23 protein-coding genes and 1 riboswitch are annotated in these 24,763 nt (G+C 48.5%); of the genes, 16 read left to right on the forward strand and 7 right to left on the reverse strand.

Features of this window, described 5'->3' with window-relative positions; genetic code table 11:
- Positions 1-38: 38 nt before the first annotated feature.
- The 7 genes from rpiA to E4665_RS10610 form a co-directional block, all read right to left on the reverse strand.
- Complete coding sequence (gene rpiA, locus E4665_RS10580; RefSeq protein ID WP_135348771.1) at positions 39-713, reverse strand: ribose-5-phosphate isomerase RpiA; 675 nt, start codon at positions 711-713, stop codon at positions 39-41.
- 118 nt (positions 714-831) lie between these two features.
- A complete protein-coding gene (locus tag E4665_RS10585; protein WP_135348772.1) occupies positions 832-1,173 on the reverse strand; it encodes a PTS lactose/cellobiose transporter subunit IIA in 342 nt (113 codons plus the stop codon).
- A gap of 35 nt (positions 1,174-1,208) precedes the next feature.
- The gene (locus E4665_RS10590; protein WP_135348773.1) at positions 1,209-2,519 is read right to left on the reverse strand and encodes a PTS sugar transporter subunit IIC; all 1,311 of its coding nucleotides are present in this window, start codon (positions 2,517-2,519) and stop codon (positions 1,209-1,211) included.
- Between the two features lie 25 nt (positions 2,520-2,544).
- On the reverse strand, positions 2,545-2,862 hold the full coding sequence (locus E4665_RS10595; RefSeq protein WP_241654805.1) for a PTS sugar transporter subunit IIB: 318 nt from the start codon (positions 2,860-2,862) through the stop codon (positions 2,545-2,547).
- Between the two features lie 88 nt (positions 2,863-2,950).
- Entirely contained in the window at positions 2,951-3,187 is a 237-nt protein-coding gene (locus tag E4665_RS10600) for a hypothetical protein (RefSeq protein ID WP_135348775.1), read from the reverse strand.
- 235 nt (positions 3,188-3,422) lie between these two features.
- Positions 3,423-6,179 (reverse strand): sigma 54-interacting transcriptional regulator, encoded by a 2,757-nt coding sequence (locus E4665_RS10605; protein ID WP_167815182.1) that lies wholly within the window; start codon positions 6,177-6,179, stop codon positions 3,423-3,425.
- 236 nt (positions 6,180-6,415) lie between these two features.
- A complete protein-coding gene (locus tag E4665_RS10610; protein ID WP_135348777.1) occupies positions 6,416-7,168 on the reverse strand; it encodes a glycerophosphodiester phosphodiesterase in 753 nt (250 codons plus the stop codon).
- 382 nt (positions 7,169-7,550) lie between these two features.
- On the opposite strand from E4665_RS10610, the gene E4665_RS10615 reads away from it, so the two are divergent.
- The 16 genes from E4665_RS10615 (at position 7,551) to E4665_RS10690 (ending at position 24,689) form a co-directional block, all read left to right on the forward strand.
- On the forward strand, positions 7,551-8,486 hold the full coding sequence (locus E4665_RS10615) for a DMT family transporter (RefSeq protein WP_338326005.1): 936 nt from the start codon (positions 7,551-7,553) through the stop codon (positions 8,484-8,486).
- A gap of 299 nt (positions 8,487-8,785) precedes the next feature.
- Positions 8,786-10,618 carry an APC family permease gene (locus E4665_RS10620; protein WP_135348779.1) on the forward strand — a complete coding sequence of 611 codons (1,833 nt, stop codon included), beginning with the start codon at positions 8,786-8,788 and terminating at the stop codon, positions 10,616-10,618.
- Between the two features lie 82 nt (positions 10,619-10,700).
- Complete coding sequence (locus tag E4665_RS10625; protein WP_135348780.1) at positions 10,701-11,567, forward strand: LysR family transcriptional regulator; 867 nt, start codon at positions 10,701-10,703, stop codon at positions 11,565-11,567.
- Positions 11,568-12,218: 651 nt separating this feature from the next.
- Entirely contained in the window at positions 12,219-13,352 is a 1,134-nt protein-coding gene (locus E4665_RS10630) for an AbrB family transcriptional regulator (protein ID WP_135348781.1), read from the forward strand.
- A 39-nt stretch (positions 13,353-13,391) separates the two neighbouring features.
- Complete coding sequence (locus tag E4665_RS10635; protein ID WP_135348782.1) at positions 13,392-13,655, forward strand: hypothetical protein; 264 nt, start codon at positions 13,392-13,394, stop codon at positions 13,653-13,655.
- A gap of 74 nt (positions 13,656-13,729) precedes the next feature.
- Positions 13,730-14,749, forward strand: a complete 1,020-nt coding sequence (locus E4665_RS10640; RefSeq protein WP_135348783.1) for an efflux RND transporter periplasmic adaptor subunit — start codon at positions 13,730-13,732, stop codon at positions 14,747-14,749.
- A complete protein-coding gene (locus E4665_RS10645) occupies positions 14,746-15,432 on the forward strand; it encodes an ABC transporter ATP-binding protein (protein WP_135348784.1) in 687 nt (228 codons plus the stop codon). Before E4665_RS10640 ends, E4665_RS10645 begins: the two co-directional genes overlap by 4 nt.
- Entirely contained in the window at positions 15,432-16,595 is a 1,164-nt protein-coding gene (locus E4665_RS10650) for an ABC transporter permease (protein ID WP_135348785.1), read from the forward strand. The genes E4665_RS10645 and E4665_RS10650 overlap by 1 nt, the downstream gene beginning before the upstream one ends.
- A gap of 93 nt (positions 16,596-16,688) precedes the next feature.
- Complete coding sequence (locus E4665_RS10655; RefSeq protein WP_135348786.1) at positions 16,689-17,360, forward strand: response regulator transcription factor; 672 nt, start codon at positions 16,689-16,691, stop codon at positions 17,358-17,360.
- A 9-nt stretch (positions 17,361-17,369) separates the two neighbouring features.
- Positions 17,370-18,704: a sensor histidine kinase gene (locus E4665_RS10660; RefSeq protein WP_135348787.1), complete on the forward strand. Its 1,335-nt coding sequence runs from the start codon at positions 17,370-17,372 to the stop codon at positions 18,702-18,704.
- Positions 18,685-19,227, forward strand: coding sequence for a peptide-methionine (S)-S-oxide reductase MsrA (gene msrA / locus E4665_RS10665; protein WP_135348788.1), 543 nt, complete (start codon positions 18,685-18,687; stop codon positions 19,225-19,227). Before E4665_RS10660 ends, msrA begins: the two co-directional genes overlap by 20 nt.
- Before the next feature lie 334 nt (positions 19,228-19,561).
- Positions 19,562-19,891, forward strand: coding sequence for a hypothetical protein (locus tag E4665_RS10670; RefSeq protein WP_135348789.1), 330 nt, complete (start codon positions 19,562-19,564; stop codon positions 19,889-19,891).
- A 22-nt stretch (positions 19,892-19,913) separates the two neighbouring features.
- Positions 19,914-20,102, forward strand: coding sequence for a helix-turn-helix transcriptional regulator (locus tag E4665_RS10675; RefSeq protein ID WP_135348790.1), 189 nt, complete (start codon positions 19,914-19,916; stop codon positions 20,100-20,102).
- A 207-nt stretch (positions 20,103-20,309) separates the two neighbouring features.
- A riboswitch (SAM riboswitch) is annotated at positions 20,310-20,421 on the forward strand.
- Positions 20,422-20,528: 107 nt separating this feature from the next.
- Complete coding sequence (locus E4665_RS10680; protein WP_135348791.1) at positions 20,529-21,650, forward strand: aminotransferase class I/II-fold pyridoxal phosphate-dependent enzyme; 1,122 nt, start codon at positions 20,529-20,531, stop codon at positions 21,648-21,650.
- Positions 21,643-22,830 (forward strand): cystathionine beta-lyase, encoded by a 1,188-nt coding sequence (metC, locus tag E4665_RS10685; protein ID WP_135348792.1) that lies wholly within the window; start codon positions 21,643-21,645, stop codon positions 22,828-22,830. Before E4665_RS10680 ends, metC begins: the two co-directional genes overlap by 8 nt.
- The gene (locus tag E4665_RS10690) at positions 22,830-24,689 is read left to right on the forward strand and encodes a bifunctional homocysteine S-methyltransferase/methylenetetrahydrofolate reductase (protein ID WP_135348793.1); all 1,860 of its coding nucleotides are present in this window, start codon (positions 22,830-22,832) and stop codon (positions 24,687-24,689) included. Before metC ends, E4665_RS10690 begins: the two co-directional genes overlap by 1 nt.
- Positions 24,690-24,763 lie beyond the last annotated feature (74 nt).

Consider the following 24,763-nt stretch of genomic DNA (forward strand, 5'->3'; position numbering starts at 1 on the left):
GTCAACACTTTGTCACATTTTTTAAAAATGAATGTGGGTCACGTACGTGCTATTGTTTCGATATGCCCATCGGGATAGCCGATCAGCACTTTATCGGTCATGTCGACAAATAACCCGTGTTCCACAATGCCTGTCACATGATCCAATTCATCCGCCAGGGCCGCAGCATTCTGAATTTTTTCAAGATGCAGGTCAAGGATATAGTGACCTGCATCAGTAATAAATGGTTCTCCGGTTTCATTCCGGCGGAGCGCGGGATGGTACTGCTTGTTTTCCATGAGAGCCTGTACCTTTTTCCAGCCGAAAGGAATGACTTCAACAGGTAGGGGAAAATGGCCGAGCTGTTCCACCTTTTTTCGATCATCCACGATCCAGATCCGTTTCTCTGAAGCTTTAGCCACCAGTTTTTCATAGAGAAGCGCACCGCCGCCGCCTTTGATACCGTCAAGAGAGGGATCACATTCATCCGCTCCGTCGATTGTTACATCAATCCGGCTGACGCTGTTCAAGGAAACCATTGGAATGTTCCATTCCTTTGCCAGTGCTACCGTTTTTTCTGAAGTAGCTACACCGGTGACAGACAGCCCGTCGGCCATCTTTTCGGCCAGCGCCTGAAGAAAATAATAAACGGTCGATCCTGTACCTAGGCCTACCGTCATGCCATCGCTGATTTCATCAATTGCTTTTCGTCCCGCTGCCTCTTTGCCGTTCATAAAAATCACCCGATCCATAATTTTTCGTCTAAAAACATTGTATTTCCTGCGGCTATAACCGTCAAGAAACGCGAAAATGCCGCCCCCTTTTCAGGCACGGCATTCCGCAGCATTGAAATTATTTATTTTCCAGAGCTTCAACCCGTTTTTCAAGTTTCGCGATCAGTTCATAATTTGCAATGATGCGCTTGATCAGATTCAGTTCAGCCTGAGCCGTCATAACGTGATCCTGCGCATGAACCATTAGGAAGCTGGGTGTATGGCCGTCGTTTGCACTCCGGATTGTCTCGGTTTGCCATTTATGACCTTGCAGGAATTCCTGCTCCGCGGCATCAATGTGTTTCTGTGCTTCATCGAAATCAAAATCTTCCGCGGCATCCAGCGCTTCATAAGCTTCCCCGCGGGCATTTCCGCCATGGAGAATCAGCTGGAAAACCGCTGCTTCAGATTGATCGGTCATTTTTCATCCTCCGTTCTCATCAATTGTATATCCGATTATTTTGCTTCGGCTACTTCTTCAGCGCTTTCTTTTTCTTGGTTCACCAGCTGTGCTTCATATTTCTTGAAGAATGGGTAATAAATTACTGCTGCGATGGCGGCATCAATAATCTGGATTAGCCCGGCGAAGAAGTGTCCGCCTGTCGCGATAAATCCACCAAGGAAAATCGGAACAGTGAACGGCGGCTGAATGATGACCGGAGGAAGCGCGCCTGTTGCAAACAGGATGTAATTCAGTGTGACAATGATGGTCGGGCCAAGAACGAACGGAATGAGCATAATCGGGTTCAGTACGATCGGCAGCCCGAAAAGGATCGGTTCGTTGATATTGAACAGTGTCGGAATAATCGCGGTACGTCCGATCTGTTTGATCTGCTTGGATGCTGAGAACAGCATGAAGAGTGCTAAACCAAAAGTTGCGCCGGAACCGCCGATATGAGCGAACATATGGAAGAACGGTTCAACAACGATACCGTGAGCGGGCTGGCCAGCGGCAACCGCTTTGGCATTATCCGCCAGGTTGCTCATCCAGAAAGGATAGACAACAGAAGAGACGACGTTCATGCCATGAATACCCATGAACCAGAGCAGGAGCATCAGAAGAATCATGCCAAGAGCTGCAGGATACGAGTTTGATGCTGAGACCAAAGGCTTGAAGAGTTCGAGAACAGCTTGTGGAATCGTGATGTGAAAATTCGCCCAAGTGATCCATTCAAGTGCCCATACGAGCGGCAGAGTAATCATGAAAGGTACGAGGGCACGGAAAACACGCATAACATACGGCGGAACTCCAGCAGGCATTTCAAAAGCGAAACCTTTGCTGATCAGGAAGCGCATGAATTCAGTCGTCAGAATACCGAGAATGATGGCGACGAACAGCCCCTGGCCGCCCAGATAGTTGAGCACATCGCCAAAAGGAACTTTAGTAATATCCGTCACAGGAAATGCGGTCATGAAGAAAGCGAGCATGGAAAGCATACCGGACATAACAGAGTCAAGTTCGCGGCGTTCGCCCAAGCTGTAGCCGACACCGAAAGCGACGGTAACAGCCATAATACCGAATGTTAAGTTAAAAGGAAACATAATCTGTGGAGCGATCGGTGTAACCGCGTTGGCCCACGCATGTATGATCGGCCAGTCAACCGAGGTCGGCGGATTGGCGACAATCAGGAACAGTGCTCCGGTCAGGATTACAGGAAGTGCGAAAATAACGAATGCATCACGGATGGACTGCAGATAAATATTCTGGGCCATCTTCCCAAGAGGCCCCATGAATTTGTCTTCCAGCCAATTAATTACGCCGTTCATAGTTACTTCCCCCCACTAGAAAAATTTATTTTTTTAGAATGGCAAGCACCTGATCAAGAACCTTGTCACCGTCCATCAGACCAAATGCACGTTGATCGACGAGTTCAACCGGAACATGGTTTTCATCACCGATTTTGGTTACTTCTTTTTTGAGATGGCGTACCTGGGGCTCTAGAAGCGCGACATCATATTCTGATGCTTTTTTCTTGAATTCCCCAGTGCCACCCGCGTCCGCTTTCAACTCGATATTTCTTTTCTGTGCGGCTTTTTCAACTTGAACCGCAAGCTGGCTGGAAGTTGCCCCCCAGCTGCAGAGAATGATCAGTCTGATGGGTTCACTCATCATTAATACCCCCTAAAAATGCGTATTTTATAAATAAGAGCTTCGGCTGATAGACAAAGAAGGGTCAACACGTCATGAAAAATAATGGCTATTTTCGATTTACAGCTCTTTTTGCAAAAATAGTCTTTGCCATGGCATCAATGCGTTTGTAATTGCGGAAAATCCACTGGCTGAACCATGTTGCCAGAAAAAAAACGATCGCAAAGCTTGCACCGAACAAGAGCAACGCCAGACTGTGCGGCTGTTTCATCAGCACGCTGAAAAGACCGTATCCGACCCAAATAATAGCGAAAACGCTAACATAAAATTTGGCAAATCTGCTCATGTTCCTCACCTCCTCTGTCTATTTGCCGTACACATTATGACAAGCAAGTTCCATGCCAAGTGGAGCGAGGAAACCAGCGAGGAAAACGTTTCCTTGAAAATGGCGTTTTAAAGGCAAAAAAAAGGAGAAAGTTTCTGAAAGAATTTCGGAAATCTTTTCCCTGCACAGATGAGCAAACTGTGCATCATAGATTATAAACGTGTGTAATCGCTATCATGATGAACTGCACAGATTATTACTGAGCTTTTCCCAACCTGATTAAGGCATCTGTGAGCCTCCGCGTGAAGCTGACGCTGAATATCGACTCAATCTGACTGAGGAGCGGCTGCCACACGTCACGATCCTTCTGTGTAACAGAGATTTCGTTATCTTTGTCTTCTTCAGTTATAAGACCGTCAACCGGATCAGATCCCGTCAGGCCGGACTGAATCATCCGGTCAACCAGACTTCCGAGATGCATCCACATGCCCAGCACTATCTCATTATCCCATTGATAAAGGTTTTTGAGCCGGTTAAAATCGGAAGAAATGGTTCGGGAAAAAACCAGCGGATTCAAAAAGCGAGTGATCTTTGCGAGCCCTGTTCCGGCCAGCTTGATCAGTTCCTGATCACCGTCAACCGGATCCGGTTCGAGAGAGTCGGCAGACGTACCGACCGGGCGGGACACTTCCAGCAATTTATGCAGCCGTGTATGTCCGTCATCCGTCAGTAATTCAAGAGCGGGAATAAACGGAACATCGTCGAAAGTCACCTGCACCGTACCGACAACCGCAATAATCCGATATTGATTGCGGAAAGTTTCGAGCATCGTCGAATCTTTCGACACCGGATCGACTCGGATGGCCCTTACGGCAACATCCCCGTCTTCGGCCGAAAGCTGTTCTTCAAGCCAGTCGTGCAGCAGTTGAGCCGTTCCCTCGCCGGTAAAGCAGACGGTGACGATCAGTCTCTGTTTTTCTCCGTGATGCTCGGGCAGCTGGCTTTTTGGCGCCAGGGCTATGAAAGCCGACCTTGCCGAGTTGTATACCGTTTCCAGGCTGTTGTCAGGGATCAGTGATTTCCGTCCTGCCTCGATCAACATGGGAAGGTTGACGTTGGCCAAAGTGCGGATTGGAATACCAAGATCCCGGCTGAGGGCATCACCCATTGTGACAAGTGAGCCAATATCGACGAGCATCAGTATTCCGGAACTGCCCTTTTGCTGCGTAATCAGCTGCCTGACTTTTTTATAAGTGACGCCTGTAGCCTCGGTGAGGGGCATGTCTACCGGACGAATGACGGGGCTACCAAGCAGATAATTGGTCACTTCGGCCATTGAGCTTGCCGTGGACCGCCCGTGTGTGATCAGATAGACAAGAACGCCGTTATCCCTTTTGTTCTCCGGGAGTGTCGATGCCATCAGGTGGGCAAGCAGTTCTTTCTCGCGGTTGGGGAGCTGAAGATGGATCCTCTTTTCAAGAAAATCTGCCAGCTTTCCTGCAGCTGTTCGGTAAACCGGTTCGGCGTGAGGTACCGCGGGGAGCGGGGACCGGCTGCCTTTTTTAGATTGCTGGCGATACGCTTCGAGATGAAGGCCGATGGCGATCAGTTGCTTTGTTCCGTATTCAAAAGGAAAATCATCTCTGAAGTAGAATTCGGAGTCCCTCAGCGCATCAAGAAGATCATGATCAATAAATCGGACCCACCCGGGCTCAGACTCTAACCTTTTCTCTGAGAGTGATTGGAGTTCTCTGAGGTAATGGTTGACCGCGAGCTGCATCTCCTGATCTGAAGAAGTATACCGTGAAGAAGGCGATTCTTTTCCTTCCATTGACGCGAGTATCGAGTAGATGTTCTGAATCGGTATCTTTTCATTCTGGTTTGAAGAAGGGACGAGGTGAGGCGCTTCATTCTCCATATTATTATCTGGCAGGCTGCTCAATACGTGCGGTGGAAGATCGTCACTTTGGATCGTGACCTTGGCTGTGCCGCCCTGAAGATGACGCATAAACGCGCGCGCGCAGGAAATCTGAATGTCGCTCTTCAGCTGTCCGATATTTCCCGGACAGGCATATTTCAGAAAAGCTCTGCGGCAATGGTCTTCGATCAAAAGCGGCACCTTCATTTTTTTTGCTTCCTGCTTCAGAAAATGGGTCAGAAAATCCTCGCGCTCCGCATCCGTTCTTTCCCTCAGCGGCGGAATTGATAGTTTGAGGGAAAAACGCCTGAGCAGCGTCGGCAACAAAGTGGACTCAAGGTTTTCAGTCGTCGCACCGATCAGGATCAGCTTCGCGTGCCGTATGCTGCTCGTTTCGCCGAGTCTCCGATAAAGGCCCTTGTCAATCAGATAAAAAAGCATTTCCTGGCCGCTCGGGGGGAGGCGGTGAATTTCATCAAGAAAAAGGATTCCGTGATTCGCCTGCTCCACGAGTCCGGCCTCATCGGCAGTTGCACCCGTGAAGGCACCCTTTTTAATGCCAAATATATGCCCCATGAGCAATTCCGGATTTTGGGCATAATCCGCACAGTTGAACGTGATAAACGGAGCGGGCTTTTTATTCCAGGGCTGCGCCGCTGCAATCTTTGCAAGATATTCAGCGAAATAGCTCTTTCCGACACCTGTTTCACCGGAAAGAAGAATGTGAAGCCCCTGTTCAGGATAGAACAGAGCCGCCATCCCCTTCTCGATTATCGGTTTCAGGCTGGCATCAGTCCCGATATACTGCGTCTCCGCATTATCAGGGAAATGGATGACCAACGGGCGTCCTGATTGAGGTGCGTCTTCCGCCGGAATCTTCGCCTGAGCCGTATTACTTTGCGATGGCAGCCAGTATCGGACAGGCTTGCCCCCCGATTTTATTAGCTTCCGGCTTTTGGTCAGTTCATTCAGATACCGGCTGGCAGTGGAACGGTCGAGATGCAAAGATTCGGCAAGATCGGCGGCGGTCAAGCCATCCTTCCAATGATTAATCTGTTGCTGAATCGTTGAATAAATCTGTTCAATTTTCTGCATAAATTGCGGCTCCCAACTTATGATAGCGGTTACTTTTTGTGGCAGGCAATACATGAAGAAACATAACTTCACATTTATTTTATACCATGATAAACGAAAGAATAAAGGACAATGTTTCGAATTAAAAAATAAAGAGAAATAAAGAGCCCGAAACTCCATCTCGGGCTCTTTTAGATCGTATATAAATCATTTATAAGTGTAAAAAGAGACATGCACCGGACGCACATCCTCTCAAACTATTTTTCAGCGTTTCCGGCTGCTTCAAAGCTCTTCCGAAGATCAAGCGCAACCTCCGGATAATCAGTGATCATCGCGTCAATCCCCATTTCAAACGTCCGCTGCATATTTTTTGGTTTATTCACAGTCCAGGCACGGACTTTAATACCGTGCTGCTGAAGCTGGGCTGCCGTCTCCGATAAGGCGGAAGGCTCCCATAAATGCTGGGCGGAGGCTCCGACTTGTTCTGTATATCGCCAGGGATCGGCCAGCCTTTCCCATAAAAGCAGCGCAACATCTGCACTCGGATCAACACGTCTCATCCGGATGAGCGACTCATGATTAAACGACGAATAAACAACCGGAAGTTCAGGACGTAGGCTGCCAATCAACCGTGCTGTTTTTTCTTCAATTCCGGGATAAATATTCCGGTCTGTCTTGAATTCGATGTTGAGGATCCCGGGAAAACCGGAAAGCAGATCGAGAACTTCTTTCAGTGTCGGCACCCGTTCGCCTCTGAATTGCGGGGAGAACCAGACACCTGCGTCCAGTTCCTTCAGTTCTTTTAATGTAAAATTTTTGATCTGCCCTTTACCGTCTGTCGTCCGGTTCACTTTTTCATCGTGCATGACGACCACTTCCTGATCCTTTGTCAGATGAACATCCAGTTCGATGCCGTCGCTGCCGACGCGCATCGCTTCTTCAAAGGCGGAGAGTGTGTTTTCCGGTCGATTGGCTTTACTGCCGCGGTGGGCGAATATCGCAGTTCTCATAGATTATCATCCTTCCCAAATCAACAAACATAAAAGCGAATCTGCCGGTTTCTGCCAATGGTCCCGTGGTTTTCAACAAAAGCGGTGGGATCATTGACCGATTCTATTTTCCGGCCGCACCGATAACCATTTAAATGTAACATTATTCTTTCATGGTGAACGGGATAATCAAAAAGAAAACATTATTTTTACACCTCTTTACAATTCTGACAATAAGAAATACCGCGGGCAATGAATACGGCGTATTTTCTGCAGACATTCGGCTCTTTCAGCCGTATAAAATGTTCGTTGATCTTAGTGTATGGAGCGAGGTTTATCCCCGTTGACGCTTCGGAAGCCCTCCGTTAATATTAAATTGATTAAAGCAGGGGAGAGAAGCAGTTTGGAAGATCGGGCACGTGTTTTGGAAAAGGGAACATCTCTGAACCGACTTTTTGGTATCGTACTTGTTTTGAGTGGGGCGATCCTCTGGGGTGTTTCCGGGAATGTCGCGCAATATCTGTTCCGCACGGGCGGCATCAATCCAGGCTGGCTGACATCGGTGCGCATGCTGAGCGCCGGTTCACTGCTGATCATCGCCGTGCTTGCAGGGGAACAACGAGAGGTTGCCTGGAAAATCTGGGCAGATAGAAAATCAAGGGCCGGACTCCTGATTTTTGGACTCTGCGGCATGATCGGCGCACAATATACCTACTTTGAGGCAGTCGCCGCGGGCAATGCGGCGACCGCTACACTTCTTCAATATCTGAACCCGGTGATCATTATCGTCTATCTTCTGATCAAATGGAAGAAAAAGCCGTCGATAAAAGAAGTGGCTGCGATTTTTCTGGCGCTGGCCGGCGTGTTCCTCCTTGTGACCAAGGGACACCCGAACCAGATTTCTATAGCCCCGGCTGCGCTTTTCTGGGGCATTCTGTCCGCATTTGGCGGAGCTGTCTATTCGATGCAACCGGCTGCCCTGTTGAAAAGGTGGGGAGCGGCGGCAGTTGTTGGCTGGGGAATGATCATCGGCGGACTGGCCATGAGTTCTTTCTATCCACCGTGGATTTTTCGGGGACAGCTTAATCTGGAAACTCTGTCATGCGTTGCTTTTGTTATTCTGTTTGGAACATTTGCCGCTTTTTATTTATACCTGGCGAGCCTTAAATTTCTTCAGCCGATTGAAACAAGCCTTCTCGGCTGCGCGGAGCCCCTGTCCGCGGCAGTCGTCAGTGTAGTCTGGCTGAGTGTCCCATTCACAGTTTCAGATTGGTTTGGCGCAGTATGTATTGTATCAACCGTCGTCGTCCTCGCGTTGTCACGTAAAACAAATCATTGACAGATTAAGACTGATCGTCAATAAAAATGTTGTCGGTTGCTGGAAATTTCCCGGGTAATTTTTCGACGACTTTTTTCACCAGGTTTGCCTCTATATGTGTTGCAACTTTTTCCGGGTTAGCATAGAATCAGTATGCGTGAGGAAAGCTTTTTACAGAAAAGCAGCCTCCGCAAGAAGGAAAACAGCGACCAAAGACAGGCATTCAGGTGAAATAGAATAAATTCGCCTAGAGCCTTTTCTTTTTGAATGACACCTTTGGTCTGAACTTATTTTGAAAATATTTTTGAGGGTGAAAAAGCATGCTTACGAAAATTAAGAGGCTGTTAATTGGCCGGCCGCTTAAATCTAATGAATCGCACAGCCAGAAACTGAACAAGTTAAAGGCTCTGGCTGTTTTGTCTTCCGACGCGCTGTCATCTGTGGCTTACGGGCCTGAACAGATTCTGATCGTACTTATAGCGGCGGGCGGTATCGCATTATGGTACTCACTCCCAATAGCGCTCGGCGTACTGGTACTGTTGGTGGCCTTGGTTTTTTCTTACCGACAGATTATTTTTGCTTATCCGCAAGGCGGTGGCGCCTATATGGTTTCAAAGGAGAACCTGGGTATAAACTTCGGTCTCACGGCAGGCGGCGCACTGCTTGTTGATTATATTCTGACGGTAGCTGTCAGCGTGTCCGCGGGCACAGATGCGATCACGTCGGCTTTCCCTGCACTTCATGCTCACGCGGTTCTTGTTGCGGTAATTATTATTGTGATCATTACAGTACTGAACCTACGAGGGTTGACAGATTCCGCGACTTTGCTTTCTTTCCCGGTCTACTTTTTCGTTCTAATGATGCTTTTCGTAATAGGTGCAGGCTTTTTTGAAGCGATGACCGGCCAAGCGGCTCCAGTCCACCCGCATGCGGCGATCGGTACCCCGGTTATGGGCGTCGGTCTGTTTCTGCTGCTGCGGGCTTTTTCATCCGGATGCACGGCCTTAACCGGTGTCGAAGCCATATCGAATGCGATTCCAAGCTTTAAGGAACCTGCCCCCAAAAATGCGGCGAAGACGCTGCTGATGATGGGTGGGATTCTGGCTATTCTTTTGAGCGGCATTGTATTCCTGTCTTATTGGTATGGCATTCATCCGATGAGTAATCAGACTGTGCTCTCCCAGCTTGGTGGGACAATATTTGGAAGAAATGTTTTCTATTATATGATCCAGGTGTCGACGGCACTTATTCTGGTGCTTGCGGCGAATACAGGTTATTCCGCATTTCCGATGCTTGCTTTTAATCTGGCAAATGATAAGTATATGCCCCGTCCATTTAAAGTAAAGGGAGATCGCTTAGGCTATTCGAATGGAATAATCACACTCGGTGTGATGTCAATAGTATTGATTATTATTTCGGGAGGAAGGACGGAAAATCTGATTCCTCTCTACGCGGTCGGGGTATTTATTCCCTTCTCGCTGTCTCAGACAGGTATGATCGTGCATTGGGTAAAGAAAAAACCGAAGGGCTGGCTGCCCAGACTCTTCACCAACTTTATCGGCGCATTGATCTGTTACTTGATTTTGATTATTTTCTTCGTAACAAAATTCAGCCAGATCTGGCCGGTTCTAATTTTTGTTCCTGTCGTAATTATGATTTTTCATAAAATCCACCAGCATTACATGCATGTGGCCGAACAATTGCGGGTCAACCTGTCGATACCTCTTCGGTCAATCAATACCACCGACAATATTATTGTCGTTCCTGTTGCGGGGATCACTAAGGTTGTTGAACAGTCCCTGACTTATGCCAAATCACTTTCCAGCAATGTGATTGCCGTATACGTCGGAGACAGTCCCGCTGCGATTGAAAAGATGGAGAAGGAGTGGGGCGAATGGAATACGGGGATCCGTCTGGTCACGCTTCATTCTCTATACCGAAGCATTGTCAGCCCGCTTGACCGGTTCATTGATACAATAAAGTGGAAAGCGGACAAGGACGGAGCAACTGTCACGGTTGTATTCCCGCAATTCTATACCAAGAAGTGGTGGCAGAGCCTCCTGCATAATCAGTCCGGCGTATTGATCAAAGCCAGCCTGATCCGGCATGCCGATGTTGTGATCGCAACGGTTCCTTTCCATTTTAAAAAATAAGTGATTTATAGACGGCAAAATCGTTTGGTTCATTCAGACGGTTTTGCTTTTTTTAATGGTTTACAAGGGAGGGGGTGATTCTTTGGATAATCGCGACTGGCTTATTTTGCAGAGGCTTTATGATAAGAAAAATATGACGCGGACCGCTCAGAGTCTTTATATTTCTCAGCCTACATTGAGTCATCGGCTGCAGCAGATTGAAAAAGAGTTTGGTGTAACGATTGTGAACCGTGGCCGCCGCGGTGTTCAGTTTACACCGCAGGGCGAGTATCTGGCGAACATCGCCGATCGGATGCTCACCTTGTATCGAACAGCGGAAGAGCATGTCGCCGATATGTCTGAAGATGTTGTCGGGACACTGTCCATCGGCGTGTCGGACTCATTCACACACTATAAGCTTCCTCTTTTGCTCAAACGTTTTAAGGATCGTTATCCTAAGGTCGAGTTTAAGGTCGTGACCCACCGCAGCAGTGATATTCTTCAGCGTGTCTATCGTCAGGAAGTGTATATGGGAATCATCCGAGGCCATTATCATTGGAAAGGAGAAAAGAGCCTTCTTTTTTCCGAAAGACTCTGTCTGATTTCAAAAGACAAAATCGAGGTAGACAAGTTGCCCGGTCTTCCACGTATTGATTACCGATCTGATTACGAGTTGAAAGCGTCTGTCGATGACTGGTGGGCGACACATTTTTCAGAACCGCCACGCATCAGCATTGAGGTGGATAAAGCAGATACATGTAAGGAAATGGTTTTGAGCGGATTAGGCTACGCGATTGTGCCAAGCCTAATTATCAGCCCGCAAGATCATCTTGAATCGGTGGATCTGCTCGATAGCAATGGTGAACCTCTTTTGCGAGAAACGTGGCTCATTTATTTCAAGGAAATGCTCACGTTGAATGTCGTCCGTGCCTTTATTGATTTTGTTGTGTTGCCGGGAGCCTTGGAATGATTGGTGTAGCAGGAAATAAGGTTCTTTATTGATCACTATCATGAATGGGCAAATTCGTTCTGAATATCTAGTTTTATTGATACTCTTCTCATTTTTATTGATAAAAACTTGGTGTTCATCGATAGGTGATGGATTTTCATTGATAGCATCCGTTTTTTTATTGATAATGACTCCAAGTCCGTTGATATGGCTCTCTGAATGGACGGAATTGTAGTCTCAGCAGATTCACTTTCCTGGTTAAACCCATCCCGGGCTCCTAAATAAGTACTGTTGGTATTTTTTTGCTGTGAATCCTTCTACTGCGCAACATCCTTTTTCTTACAGTTAATTATAGAGCAGGAAAGAACACCTCTGGCATAAAGTCTCAGATTGAATCATGGAGCAATTGTATGAGTAAACAACTATTTTTACATGGCAACTTAATTTAACGGAAGAATGGTGTTTGTGCTAGCCCCTCTGAGTAAATCACTTTATTTGTATTTACTGATTGGATCGAATTTAGGATCAGCCATTCAATTTTTTGATATCTATTGATTCAAATTCGATATTTTACCGATAGCAGATTAACATTTATGCTTAGTGTAGCAGAGAGATGTAAATCTAATCTCGGCACTACGTGTCCAGGGGATAATAGAAGGAAGGAATCAGCAGATGAAACCGAATTTCAGGTTGGGTCTAAGCAACCTGGTTTTTATAGTGATCAGTGGCATCGGAGGGCTCATCCTGTCGCTGACTGGTCTGTCCATTGGCTGGATGATCGGTACACTGATTGTTGCAGGGACACTTTCACTTTTAAACCCAAAACTAATAGCGGGTCTCCATCGTGAGAAGGGGCTTGAAAGCTATTGGCTCAAGACTGGTCAGCTGCTGCTCGGCATTGAGATTGGTCAGCAAATCAATTTATCGGTGATCCATGTTTTAGACAAGGGCTGGCTGACAATCACTGTCACGACTCTGATTTCGATTGTTCTGTCATTGGCGAGTGGAATGGTCCTGTTTCGTTTCAGCCGGACAGACATGATCACGAGTCTCTATGGAACGACTCCCGGAGGGCTGTCTTCAATGCTTGGCATTGCAGCCGACGTCGGGGCCAATGTGGCTGTTGTCAGTATCATACAGACAATGCGCGTGATCCTTGTCGAAAGTACTATCCCGTTCATTGTATCTGTTTGGAGCGGACTTGGAAATGGAACAGCAGATGCTGCGGGATCAGTTGAGACATTGAGTCCAGTAACGGTTGCGGGGCTCATTTTTATTGTGGTACTCGCTGCTTCATTCGCTCTGTTGGGCAAAAAGATACACTTGCCGGCTCCATGGTTACTGGGCAGTATGATCGGAGTCGGTATCGCTCAGGCTTTGGCGGGATTGATAGCAGGAAGTAATCTACCCATCTGGTGGCCGCATAATCTGATCATCATCGCTCAATTAATGATTGGCGCAAGCGTCGGCGCACGCCTGAACCGCAGGATGTTTGCGGGGGTCGCTCGAACCGTCGTTATGGGGCTCATCGGATCGCTTGGCCTGATGGCGGCGATGTTTCTGTGTGCTCTCCTCGTATCCGATTTTACAGGAATCGATACCATTACCTCGATTCTCGCCTTTTCACCCGGCGGCATTGATGTGATGGCAGTGACATCGGTTGTTCTTCACGCCGATTCCACGTTTGTCGTCGCCGTACAGGTGCTGAGGGTTCTGGCTATTTGCATTGTGCTTCCGCCATTCTTCAACCTGATTTCACGACGCCAAACACATCTGGAATCGCAGTCAAAAGCCTCGTCGGGTTAATAAGCCGATGGGGCTTTTTTCAAAGAAAGTATAAAATTTTTGGTGGACTCAATCTGCCGGACAAACGTTCAGATTAAGACGCGGATCGCCCGCGGAAAGCGAGTGTCCGAAGCGTCACCGGAAGAAGGCAAAACCAACGTGCATCACGGTTTTTCCTACAAATCAGTACACCATTCGATCCGCAGCTGGTTGATAAGAACGGGATGGCTGTTAGGAGGAGTGAACTCAGGGGAGATGTGGTCGCATGGTCCGACCTTCTGTGCCGATTATCTTGAATGCCACGAGTTCTTATTTGAAGGTTAAGCAAATTTTAAGATTACTCTCTTACACTTGGGATATTCAGATCAGTATGTGAAGAGTGAAGGGAGAACTTTTTAATGAAAAAGGCCTGGATATGGATTATTGTTGTTGTACTTGTTGTCGGAGGAGGGTCATTCTGGTTTCTTACACGCGATAAGTCTGCGCAAGCGCAGGTTTTGTATCCGACGACGACGGTGCAGAAAGGGACGATTGAATCGGATGTCAGCGGCTCTGGCGACCTTCAGCCTGCTACTGATGAGGATATAACCATCGGATCAGGAGACGCTTCAAAAACGATTTCTACAGTTAATGTATCAGCGAACGATACTGTAAAGAAAGGTGCCGCGTTGCTGACGTATACAGATGGGACGACCCTGGCCGCGCCTGCAGCAGGTACAATCACTACAGTGAGCGCATACGCCGGACAAAGGGTAACAGTTGGCCGCGCCGTGATGCATCTGATCAATTACACGGACCTGAACACGGTTGTTCAAATCGACGAACTGGATATACCAAAAGTTAAAGTCGGACAGGCTGTATCAGTGACAGTCAATGCTTATCCCAACAAAACATTCAGTGGTAAAGTGACGTCGATAGCTGCGGAAGGAACCGATACGAACGGTGTGTCCACCTTTAATGTGACAGTACACATGAACAGTTCGTCAGGTCTGAAACCAGGAATGACGACAACCGCTAGCATTGTACTTCAGAAGAGGACAAATGTGCTTTATTTGCCGACCGGCGCGGTTCACCAGACAGGCAATCAGTCTTATGTTTATCTCTCGTCAAATACAGCATCGCAGGATCAACAAGGTGGATTCAGTCGCCGTTTCATGAGTATGGACACGAAGCAGGGCAGCATGATTGCCGTCAAAACGGGCATTCACAGCGATCAGTCAATTGAAATTACCTCAGGGCTTCAGGCAGGACAGACTGTACAGTTGAGTGCGATCACGAAACAGTCAGGGACTGCTTCCGTGTCTTCAAGCACTCAGAACCCATACAGCATGATGGGAGGCTTTGGAGGAGGACAGGGCTTCGGAGGAGGAAATGGCCTTCGCAGACAAATGCGGAACGGAGGCGGCAATGGTCAATGACAGAACCGATGATCTCCATGAACCAGATTGAAAAAAGTTATCAAATGGGCGAAAACATGGTTCACGCACTGGATCATGTCAGTCTGACCATTAATGACGGTGATTTTTTATCGATCGTTGGGCCTTCGGGATCCGGCAAATCCACGCTGATGCATATGATGGGATGTTTGGATAAACCGGACTCAGGCGAATATGTCCTGGGCGGGAGCCATATCGACAGATTGAAAGACCGTGACCTCGCGGTAATCCGGAATCAGAAAATAGGTTTCATTTTCCAGAACTTTAATCTTCTGGGCAAGCTCACTGCTGTGGAAAATGTTGAGCTACCACTTCTCTACAGAGGCATCAAGGCAAAGGAGAGGCGCGCGCGGGCTCTTGTCTGTCTGGAGCAAGTCGGGCTCCGAGAACGGGCAGGCCATCTGCCAAGCCAGCTTTCCGGAGGGCAGCAGCAGCGTGTGGCGATTGCCCGGGCGCTCTCGGGAGAACCGCAGATACTGCTTGCGGATGAACCGACCGGTGCCCTGGACAGCCGAACAAGCGGGGAAATCATGGATCTTCTGACTGCCCTAAATGAAAAAGGGCGGACGATCATCCTGATCACGCATGATCTGCATGTTGCGCGAAAGGCCAGGAGGACGGTCAGTATCCGCGACGGCAGGCTGTGGGAAGGAGAGCATATCTGATGAATCTGATGACTTCAATAATCATGGCATTCAGGAATATACGTGCGAACAAAACGCGGGCTTTTCTAACGATGCTTGGCATCATCATTGGTGTCTCGTCGGTGATCGCTCTTCTTGCGATCGGCCAAGGATCCAGCAAATCCGTTGCCAACAGCGTCAATAGCTTGGGAACGAATCTGATTACGGTCAACATTACGAATACAGACACGCATTTTACAATGGATAAGCTGAATCAGGTCGGAAAAGTCTATGGCGTTAAGAGCGTCGCACCGGTACTGAGCGGAAGAGATACTGTGGCGAACGGCAGCACGTCTTCACAAGTCAGTGTGACAGGGACAACTTCAGCCTATATGGGCATCAGGCAGCTGACAGTAGCGGATGGCCGTTTTATTTCATCTTTTGACGAAAACAATCGGACGAAAAATGTGGTACTTGGCAGTGACACCGCCACTACTTTGTTTGGTACTCAATCCCCGGTTAATAAAAGTATACTGATTAATGGAGAACGTTTTAACGTCATCGGCGTCATGAACAGTAAGGGCGGATCAATGGGCCAGAACAGCGATGATGCTGTATATCTTCCGTTCTCAACAGCACAACGATTGCTGAAAACAACGTATATCACGCAATTCTATGCCCAGGCGGACAATCAGGGTGATGTGAACTGGGCAGTGAACGGCATTTCCAGACTATTGAGCGAAACCTACAGCAGCACGGATGATTACAGCGTCGTTAATCAGCAGGATGTCATGCAGGCGTTAAGCTCTGTGACGGGCACAATGACGATGCTTCTGGCCGGCATCGCAGGCATTTCGCTCCTCGTGGGCGGTATCGGTATCATGAATATTATGCTGGTGTCTGTGACGGAGCGGACGCGCGAAATCGGTATTCGCAAGGCCATTGGCGCAAAAAACCGTGATATTTTGCTGCAGTTTCTGATTGAGTCAGCTGTTCTGAGCATGCTTGGAGGCGCACTTGGTGTCGCGCTCGGCATCCTGGCCGCTCAGATCTATGCGGCGGCTACAGGCGGGCTTGCCGTTTACTCGATTTCAGTTATGGCTTTTGCTTTCCTGTTCTCAGCAGCTGTCGGGATTATTTTCGGCGTGTTCCCGGCGTATAAAGCCTCGAGACTGAGCCCGATTGAAGCACTTCGCACGGAATAAAAGGAAGAGGTTCCAAGCAGCACGGAGATCGTGTAAAATGAGAGCCGTAAGGAGTTATGATACACCAGCTTTCTTCCGGAAAGGGGATTTGCAATGAGACTTCTTGTCGTTGAAGATAACGGCCCGTTACGGAAGGAAATTGTCAAACTTCTGGCCGATGATTATGATGTCGATTCTGCGGAAAACGGTGAGGACGCGCTGTATCTTGCAGAGCAGAATATTTACGATGCCCTCGTTCTTGATATCATGCTGCCGGGAATGGATGGCTTTAAAGTGACCCAATCGCTCCGTGAAAAAAACATTGACACCCCGATCATTTTTCTGACTGCCCGCGACGCGCTGGATGATCGGGTGAAGGGCCTGAATCTTGGCGGTGACGATTACATTGTCAAGCCGTTTCAGAATCAGGAACTCCAGGCCAGGCTCTCCGCCATTCTAAGACGCAGTTCACCGATGACGCTGAATCATACGTTTTGCTATAAAGGTATTGAAATAGACGATAAGAGGAAGCAGGTAACTGTTGACGGAGAAATACTGCCCTTTACGACGAAACAGTATGACCTTTTGGAGTACCTGATCCAGAATGCCGATCAGATCCTGACACGCGATCAGATTTTTGACAGAATCTGGGGATTCGATTCGGATACAACGGTCGGGATTGTCGAAGTTTATATTCATCAGCTCCGGAAAAAGTTGAAAAAATATGGGTATGAAGCGGATATTCAAACGGTCAGGGGCATTGGCTATATGCTCTCCGATAAGTGAGACTAAAAAATGACACTTTTTCGCAAGACACTTATTAAATTAACAATAACCAATGCGGCACTGCTGATTCTCCTGATCGGCCTGCTGTGCGGCGCTATTTATTATTATGTAGAGTCGGAAACATATGCGGACAGCGCAAATACGCTGATCAGAGACTCAAGCCGGCCGCTGGGAAGTTATTTCCGCCTGGATGCACGCCCTCAGGCGGGAATGCCGTTAATCGGGAAACCGGATCTGATTGTGGCGATCGTCGGGCCCGGCAACCGGCTGGAAACCAATTGGCCGGATCTGATCAGCAGTGTTCAGACACTTGAACCGTTCAGTAAAATGCCCTCCGGCAAAGTGACTCAGGAAAAAATAGCGGGAGCATCCTATAACGTGCTCCTGAAGCAGCTGAGAACGAATGAAGGAACAGTTGGGATCTTTTTTATAAGAAGCCTTGGCAGAGAACAGGCTATTTTACAAAGACTGCTGTCCATCATTATTTACGGTCTTGTGATCGGAGCTGTCCTGTCGGTTGTCGCCGGCTATTTTCTGGCGTGGCGGGCGATCCGTCCGATCAGGGCTGCCTGGGACAAGCAGAATCGATTTGTTGCGGATGCATCGCATGAACTGCGCACGCCATTGTCGATTATTCAGTTGAAAATTGAGGGGCTGCTCAAGCAGCCACGTCGACAGATCCAGGAAACCGGCGAAGATATTTCAGTCATGCTTGATGAAACACGAAGGCTTTCCAAGCTGGTTGGCAATCTGCTGACCCTCGCCCGATCAGATGCGAATCGTCTTGAAGTCAGTCTCAAACCACTTGATCTCAAGAAAATGCTCGCCAGGGTTACCGAACCCTTTTCAGAAATGGCTGAGTTTGAAGGTAAAAAATTCAGCCTGGATACATGCTCTGAGCCGGTCGTGATCATGGGCGATGAGCAGCGTATCCATCAGCTGATGGTTATCTTGCTCGACAATGCGATGAAATTTACACCGGAAGACGGTGAGATTTTTGTGTCTTGCAGTAAGGATAATAAATGGGCAAAACTTACTGTTTCCGACAGCGGTATCGGCATTGCGGAAAAAGATCTGCCCCACGTTTTCGACCGGTTCTTTCAGGCGGACACTTCAAGGACTGATCAGCGGGGTACCGGGCTGGGACTCTCGATCGCCCGTTGGATTGTTGAGAAACACCGCGGAAGAATTGAAGTGAGCAGCATACCTCAAAAAGGGACAACTTTTACAGTATTGCTGCCGTTGAACCGAAAAGAAACGGAACTAAAAACGTTGACTTCAGAGGCATCTCTGCTTCAAGATAAGGAAAAAGGAGAGAATGCTGATGACAGAGAGAAGGCTTGAGACCGCGACTTTTGCCGGAGGTTGTTTCTGGTGCATGGTCAAACCGTTCGACACGTTGCCCGGGATTGAAAAAGTCGTGTCGGGATACTCGGGCGGACATGTTGAAAATCCGACCTATGAGCAGGTCAAATCAGGCGCGACCGGCCATATGGAGTCCATTCAGATTACCTACGATCCGGCGCTTTTCCCCTATGCAAAACTGTTGGAACTTTATTGGGCCCAGATCGACCCGACGGATGACGGTGGACAGTTCATCGACCGCGGATCCAATTACAGGACAGCTGTCTTTTATCAAAATGATGAACAACGAAAACTTGCGGAGCAATCAAAGGAAGAACTCGCTGCAAGCAACCGTTTCAGGAAACCGATCGTGACGCAGATTCTGCCCACCGCGCCGTTTTATCCGGCGGAAGAGGAACACCAGAAGTTTTACAAAAAAAATCCACACCGCTATGCGGAGGAAATAAGCGAATCCGGACGTGCCGTTTTTATCAAGGAACACTGGCAGAAGCGGGAGCGTTAAAAAAATACAATTTAGAAAAAAACCTTTCACTTGAAGGTTTTTTTTCTTAGATCGGTAAAATTGTGATGCGGCTGGTAAATGGCCGGAAGCTTACTTGTAAATTTTGTTTTTCCTTTGAGAGGCGTATCCGGAACATTATAAAGCAACGTATTGCCAGGAACGCCGAATAAAAGATTTCCTTTAATCCAAAAAGGACCGGGCGCTTTTGTATCGGTTTTTGATGAGTGTTCAGGGTTGGTCATCAGAAAACGAAATGTAAAAACTATTTGACATCACTCGGGCAGTCAGATAATATAATGTCAAAAATGTTTTACATATGGAGGGCGATGAATCAATGCAGGCGTCTTTTATTGAGTGGCTGACTACTGTGCTCCCTGTTGGTGTTATCCTGTTTTTTGCTAATGACTGGCTAACGGGAGACGGATTGATTTTTTCGGGGCGGGATGCAGATGAAAGAAAGAGGGCAATTAAATATAAGTCGATTGTCGGAAGCTGGACAGCAGTCCTCGCGTTATTAATTGTGGATTTTCTGCAGGACTTTTTTCGACTCAGGTCGCCTCTCCATTACCCGCCTATAAAATATCCGGAACTTTTTTATCTGATTCTCGCAGTCGTTTGCTACTTTATTTTTTACATCATCAACAGCAGGAAGATGCGGGCCTAAACCGCTACGGGAGTGAAGAACGTTGGAAAACCGGATCCGTGAGTTAAGAAGTATGCTGAGCTTGTCACAGGATGACCTCGCCAGACGATGCCATGTTTCAAGGCAGACAATCAATGCGATTGAAAATAACAAATACGATCCGACACTTAAACTGGCATTCCGGCTGGCTGATGTTCTGAATACGACAGTGGACGCTCTTTTTTACAAATAGATGATTGATGCTAGGTTTCCTGATTTTATCCAATAGGGTATATCCGGCTGTCAGGAAACATATGCTTGGGTGATGGATACAATTTTCCAAAATGGAACTTGTGAATTTTCGCCTTTATTTTATGATCATATAGGCGAGAAGACTGCTTGAAATAAAAGATGGAGTGTTGTAAACTATTTAACAACTGAACATGATTTAACGTTTAATTTCTTATCAAGAGAAGTCGAGGGACTGGCCCGATGACGCTTCAGCAACCGTCGCCTGATGGCGGCAAGGTGCTAATTCCAGCAGGCTCAGAGGTGTGCCTGAGGGATAAGAAGAAACCTGCTGAACAAGCCTTCTTCTTACCGAAGAAGGCTTTTATTTTTACAGAGAGGTTTCTCGGCATCGTCACTTGGAACAATTTTCGGAGAGGGGAAATGGCGAATGTCCGCTTACAGAAAGGAAACAAAGTTAGCTCAGATTGGAAATGGTTTTGATGAACTGGGCGCGGTGAATGCGCCGATTTATTTGTCCACAGCTTATCGTCATGAGGGGATTGGCATTTCGAAGGGTTATGATTACAGCCGTACAGGGAACCCGACGCGGTCGATTCTTGAAAAGGCGATCGCCGACATTGAGGGAGGGGAGGAAGGCTTTGCCTGCAGTTCCGGCATGAGCGCGATTCAACTGGTTTTTTCGCTGTTCAGCAGCGGCGACCATATTATCGCTTCACGCGACCTTTATGGAGGAACGTTCCGGCTGTTTGAAATTCTTGCCAGCCAATATCATATTGCGTTCTCATACTGGGATGGCGGTAATTACGACACGCTTTCCTCACTTTTGAGACCGGAAACGAAGGCTCTTTTTATCGAGACGCCTACCAATCCGCTCATGCACGAAGTGGATCTATCGGAAGTGTCGTATATTGCCAAACAGGCGGGTCTCCTGCTCATTGTTGACAATACTTTTTATACACCGATTCTTCAGCGTCCTATTGAAGAGGGGGCAGATCTTGTGGTACACAGCGCGACCAAGTACCTGGCCGGGCATAACGATGTTCTGGCTGGCCTGGTGGTCTCAAACTCGGCAAAAATTACTGAACGGTTGAGGCTGTACCATAACTCATGCGGCCTGGTGCTTGATCCGTTCAGTTCATGGCTTGTGGTCCGCGGCATGAAAACGCTCGCGCTGCGCATGAAACAGCATGAAAGCAATGCCCGAAGGATCGTCGGCTATCTTAATGAACAATTTCTCGTGACCAAGGTTTTGTATCCTGGCAAAGGAGGAATGGTCAGCTTTGAATTAAGCAAAAAATCCTACGTTGAGCCTTTTCTCAAAGCGCTTCATTTGATTACGTTTGCTGAGAGCCTCGGCGGGGTGGAAAGCCTGATCACTTACCCAACGACGCAGACCCACGCGGATATTCCGGAGGATCTCCGTCTGAAATATGGTTTGAGTGATACACTCCTCCGCTTATCCGTGGGGATCGAGAACGCGGAAGATCTGATACAGGATCTGGACGGGGCTTTTCAGGCGATCAGGAAAGGGGCGGCAATCCATGGCTAATTCAATGGAATTTTCGACCAAACTGATCCGGGAAACAGTCGCGGTCGATCCACAGACCGGTGCGGCGAATGTTCCTGTTTACTTGTCCTCCACATTTCACCAGAAAGACTTTGACCACTATGGAAAATATGATTACAGCCGCTCAGGGAATCCGACGCGTGAAGCGCTGGAAAATGCGATCGCTTCGCTTGAGGGCGGTGTCCGCGGATTTGCTTTTGCCTCGGGAATGGCGGCGATATCCACGGCGTTTCTGCTGCTTTCCTCAGGCGACCACGCTGTTGTTCCGAAAAATGTCTACGGAGGGACCTTCCGGATCCTGACACAGGTGCTCCACCGGTTTGGGATTGAGCATACGTTTGTCGATACAACGGATCTTGATGAAGTAAAAAAGGCGATTCGTCCGAATACGAAGGTCATTTATGTGGAAACCCCGTCAAATCCAACGCTTAAAGTGACGGATATCCGGGCCATTTCGAAAATTGCTAAAGCTCACCGATGTTATACTTTCGTCGATAATACGTTTATGACTCCGGTATTCCAGCGCCCGCTTGAACTGGGCGCGGATCTGGTCCTGCACAGCGCGACCAAATTTATTTCCGGACACAGCGATGTTGTTGCCGGACTTGCGGTCGCCGGAAGCGAAGACTTGGCGGGCAGGCTGTATTTTTTACAGAATGCACTTGGCGCGATCCTTGGTGTTCAGGATTCATGGCTGCTGCTCCGGGGACTGAAAACGCTGGATGTGCGGATCAGAAAATCCGCCGCATCCGCGCAGAAAATTGCTGAATTTCTATCAGAGCGGCCGGAAGTGAACAACGTCTTCTATCCGGGCCTGCCGGATCATCCGGGTTCGGATCTTCAGCTGGATCAGGCCGGATCGGGCGGTGCCGTCCTCTCATTTGAACTGGAAAATGAAGCTTCCGCGCGAGCGTTTGTTCATCACGTGACGTTGCCGGTTTTCGCGGTTAGCCTCGGAGCCGTTGAATCCATTTTATCCTATCCGCCGAAAATGTCGCACGCTGAACTGTCAGAAGAAGAGAGAATCCGGTCGGGTATCGGCGATGGGCTGCTCCGCCTGTCGGTCGGCCTGGAAGACGCCGATGACCTGATCCGTGATTTCACCGCGGCGCTGGCTTCAGTAAGGCGGAACAGGCGGCAGACGGTTGGGAGTGGAGAATGATGAAAACACCGATTCTGGATGAAATGAAAAAGAGAATATTAATCGGGGACGGGGCCATGGGGACACTGCTATACTCCTATGGCATCGATCGGTGTTTTGAGGAACTCAATGTGTCTCACGCGAGTGAGGTCCTTCACGTGCATCAGGCTTATATCGGTGCCGGGGCGGATGTGGTCCAGACAAACACCTATGGGGCGAACGCGATCAAACTGGCGCGTTACGGACTGGAACATGAAGTCGGACGATTCAATAAGGCCGCGGTACAACTTGCGAAAAAAGCGGCAAAACCGGAAACCTATGTATTCGGGACGATCGGCGGAATCCGCGGTTTCCAGAAGCAATCCGTACAGACGGAAGAAATCAGACGCAGTTTCCGGGAGCAGGCGGATGTATTGCTGGATGGAGGCGTTGACGGCCTTTTGCTGGAAACCTATTATGATTTCAGCGAATTGAAGGAAGTTCTGAAGCTCGCCAGAGAAGCAACGGATCTTCCGATCGTCGCGCATGTTTCCATGCAGGAGCCCGGCGTCCTGATCAATGGTATGTCACTTGCGGAGGCACTTAGGGAGCTGGAAAGCCTGGGTGCCGATATCGTCGGCACCAACTGCCGCCTCGGCCCTTTTCATATGATTCAGGCCTTGCGCGGGATTCCACTGCCGAAGCGTGCCTTTCTCTCGGCCTACCCTAACGGAAGCCTTCCTGATTACCGTGACGGCAAACTCTACTATGAAACAGAGCCGGGGTATTTTAAAAAATATGCCGTCGATTTTCGAAATGAAGGCATCCGGCTTCTGGGCGGCTGTTGCGGCACGACTCCGGTGCATATCGAGGCGTTCAGGCAGGGCCTCTCGGAACTGGAGCCCATAAGGGAAAAGTCTGTAAGCAAACGCGTCAGCACCATCATTATTTCTGACAATCATCCGGAGACACCGCTTTTTGAGAAGGCAAAGTCGGGGCGATCGGTTTTTGTCGAATTTGACACACCGAGGCATCTGAATACATCCGGTTTTTTCAGAGGTGTCCGAGCGCTTCAGGATGCGGGTGCGGACGCCATCACGATGGCCGATAATTCACTGGCATCACCGAGAATCAGCAACGCTGCTATCGGACGACTGATCAAAGAAGAATTTACAGTGCCTCCGCTTGTCCACCTGACCTGCCGGGACCGCAATCTGATTGGTCTGCAGTCCCATCTGATGGGCCTCGATGTTCTTGGGCTGCATGATGTGCTGATTGTGACCGGAGATCCGACAAAAATCGGCGATTTCCCAGGTGCGACATCGGTCTATGATGTTTCGTCAATGGAACTGATCCGGCTGGTCAAACAATTTAATCACGGCATTTCTTATTCGGGGAAAAGCCTGAGACATCCGACTCATTTTCGGGTGGCCGCGGCTTTCAATCCGAATGTCCGCAATCTCGACCGCGCGGTACAGCGGCTGAAAAGGAAAATTGAGTGCGGCGCGGATTATTTTATTTCTCAGCCGGTGTTTGACCGGCAGCAGATCATCGAGACAAGTAAAGCGCTGCGGGGAATCTCGGCACCGGTATATATCGGCATTATGCCACTGACTTCGGCCACTAATGCGGAATTTCTGCACAATGAAGTTCCGGGAATCCGTCTCCCTGACGATGTCCGTGAGCGCATGGCTGCAGCTAGGACGCCTGAAGAAGCGCGGCGCACGAGCCTCGAAATTGCGAAGGAATTGATCGACACGTCGATGGAATACTTCAGAGGCATTTATCTGATTACCCCGATGGGGCGCTTTACTGTGACTGTCGAATTACTGAAGTATATAAAAGAAAAAGAACGCCTGCTACTGGCGGCGCCTGGTCATCAGGCGGGTGAAATCGTTTAAGTGGAATAGGCTATCCGATGAACGGGTCTCCAAAGGAAAAAGGCATCGTGTTATGATAGAGATGAAAAGTTTAC

Source organism: Sporolactobacillus shoreae, assembly GCF_004684935.1.
GTDB classification, from domain to species: Bacteria; Bacillota; Bacilli; order Bacillales; family Sporolactobacillaceae; genus Sporolactobacillus; species Sporolactobacillus shoreae.

Bases quoted from the DNA above. Each gene is read 5' to 3' on its own strand.
- rpiA (WP_135348771.1), bottom strand. From the start codon at position 713: ATGAACGGCAAAGAGGCAGCGGGACGAAAAGCAATTGATGAAATCAGC.
- E4665_RS10585 (WP_135348772.1), bottom strand. From the start codon at position 1,173: ATGACCGATCAATCTGAAGCAGCGGTTTTCCAGCTGATTCTCCATGGC.
- E4665_RS10590 (WP_135348773.1), bottom strand. From the start codon at position 2,519: ATGAACGGCGTAATTAATTGGCTGGAAGACAAATTCATGGGGCCTCTT.
- E4665_RS10595 (WP_241654805.1), bottom strand. From the start codon at position 2,862: ATGAGTGAACCCATCAGACTGATCATTCTCTGCAGCTGGGGGGCAACT.
- E4665_RS10600 (WP_135348775.1), bottom strand. From the start codon at position 3,187: ATGAGCAGATTTGCCAAATTTTATGTTAGCGTTTTCGCTATTATTTGG.
- E4665_RS10605 (WP_167815182.1), bottom strand. From the start codon at position 6,179: ATGCAGAAAATTGAACAGATTTATTCAACGATTCAGCAACAGATTAAT.
- E4665_RS10610 (WP_135348777.1), bottom strand. From the start codon at position 7,168: ATGAGAACTGCGATATTCGCCCACCGCGGCAGTAAAGCCAATCGACCG.
- E4665_RS10620 (WP_135348779.1), top strand. From the start codon at position 8,786: ATGCTTACGAAAATTAAGAGGCTGTTAATTGGCCGGCCGCTTAAATCT.
- E4665_RS10630 (WP_135348781.1), top strand. From the start codon at position 12,219: ATGAAACCGAATTTCAGGTTGGGTCTAAGCAACCTGGTTTTTATAGTG.
- E4665_RS10640 (WP_135348783.1), top strand. From the start codon at position 13,730: ATGAAAAAGGCCTGGATATGGATTATTGTTGTTGTACTTGTTGTCGGA.
- E4665_RS10645 (WP_135348784.1), top strand. From the start codon at position 14,746: ATGACAGAACCGATGATCTCCATGAACCAGATTGAAAAAAGTTATCAA.
- E4665_RS10650 (WP_135348785.1), top strand. From the start codon at position 15,432: ATGAATCTGATGACTTCAATAATCATGGCATTCAGGAATATACGTGCG.
- E4665_RS10655 (WP_135348786.1), top strand. From the start codon at position 16,689: ATGAGACTTCTTGTCGTTGAAGATAACGGCCCGTTACGGAAGGAAATT.
- E4665_RS10660 (WP_135348787.1), top strand. From the start codon at position 17,370: ATGACACTTTTTCGCAAGACACTTATTAAATTAACAATAACCAATGCG.
- msrA (WP_135348788.1), top strand. From the start codon at position 18,685: ATGACAGAGAGAAGGCTTGAGACCGCGACTTTTGCCGGAGGTTGTTTC.
- E4665_RS10670 (WP_135348789.1), top strand. From the start codon at position 19,562: ATGCAGGCGTCTTTTATTGAGTGGCTGACTACTGTGCTCCCTGTTGGT.
- E4665_RS10680 (WP_135348791.1), top strand. From the start codon at position 20,529: ATGTCCGCTTACAGAAAGGAAACAAAGTTAGCTCAGATTGGAAATGGT.
- metC (WP_135348792.1), top strand. From the start codon at position 21,643: ATGGCTAATTCAATGGAATTTTCGACCAAACTGATCCGGGAAACAGTC.
- E4665_RS10690 (WP_135348793.1), top strand. From the start codon at position 22,830: ATGAAAACACCGATTCTGGATGAAATGAAAAAGAGAATATTAATCGGG.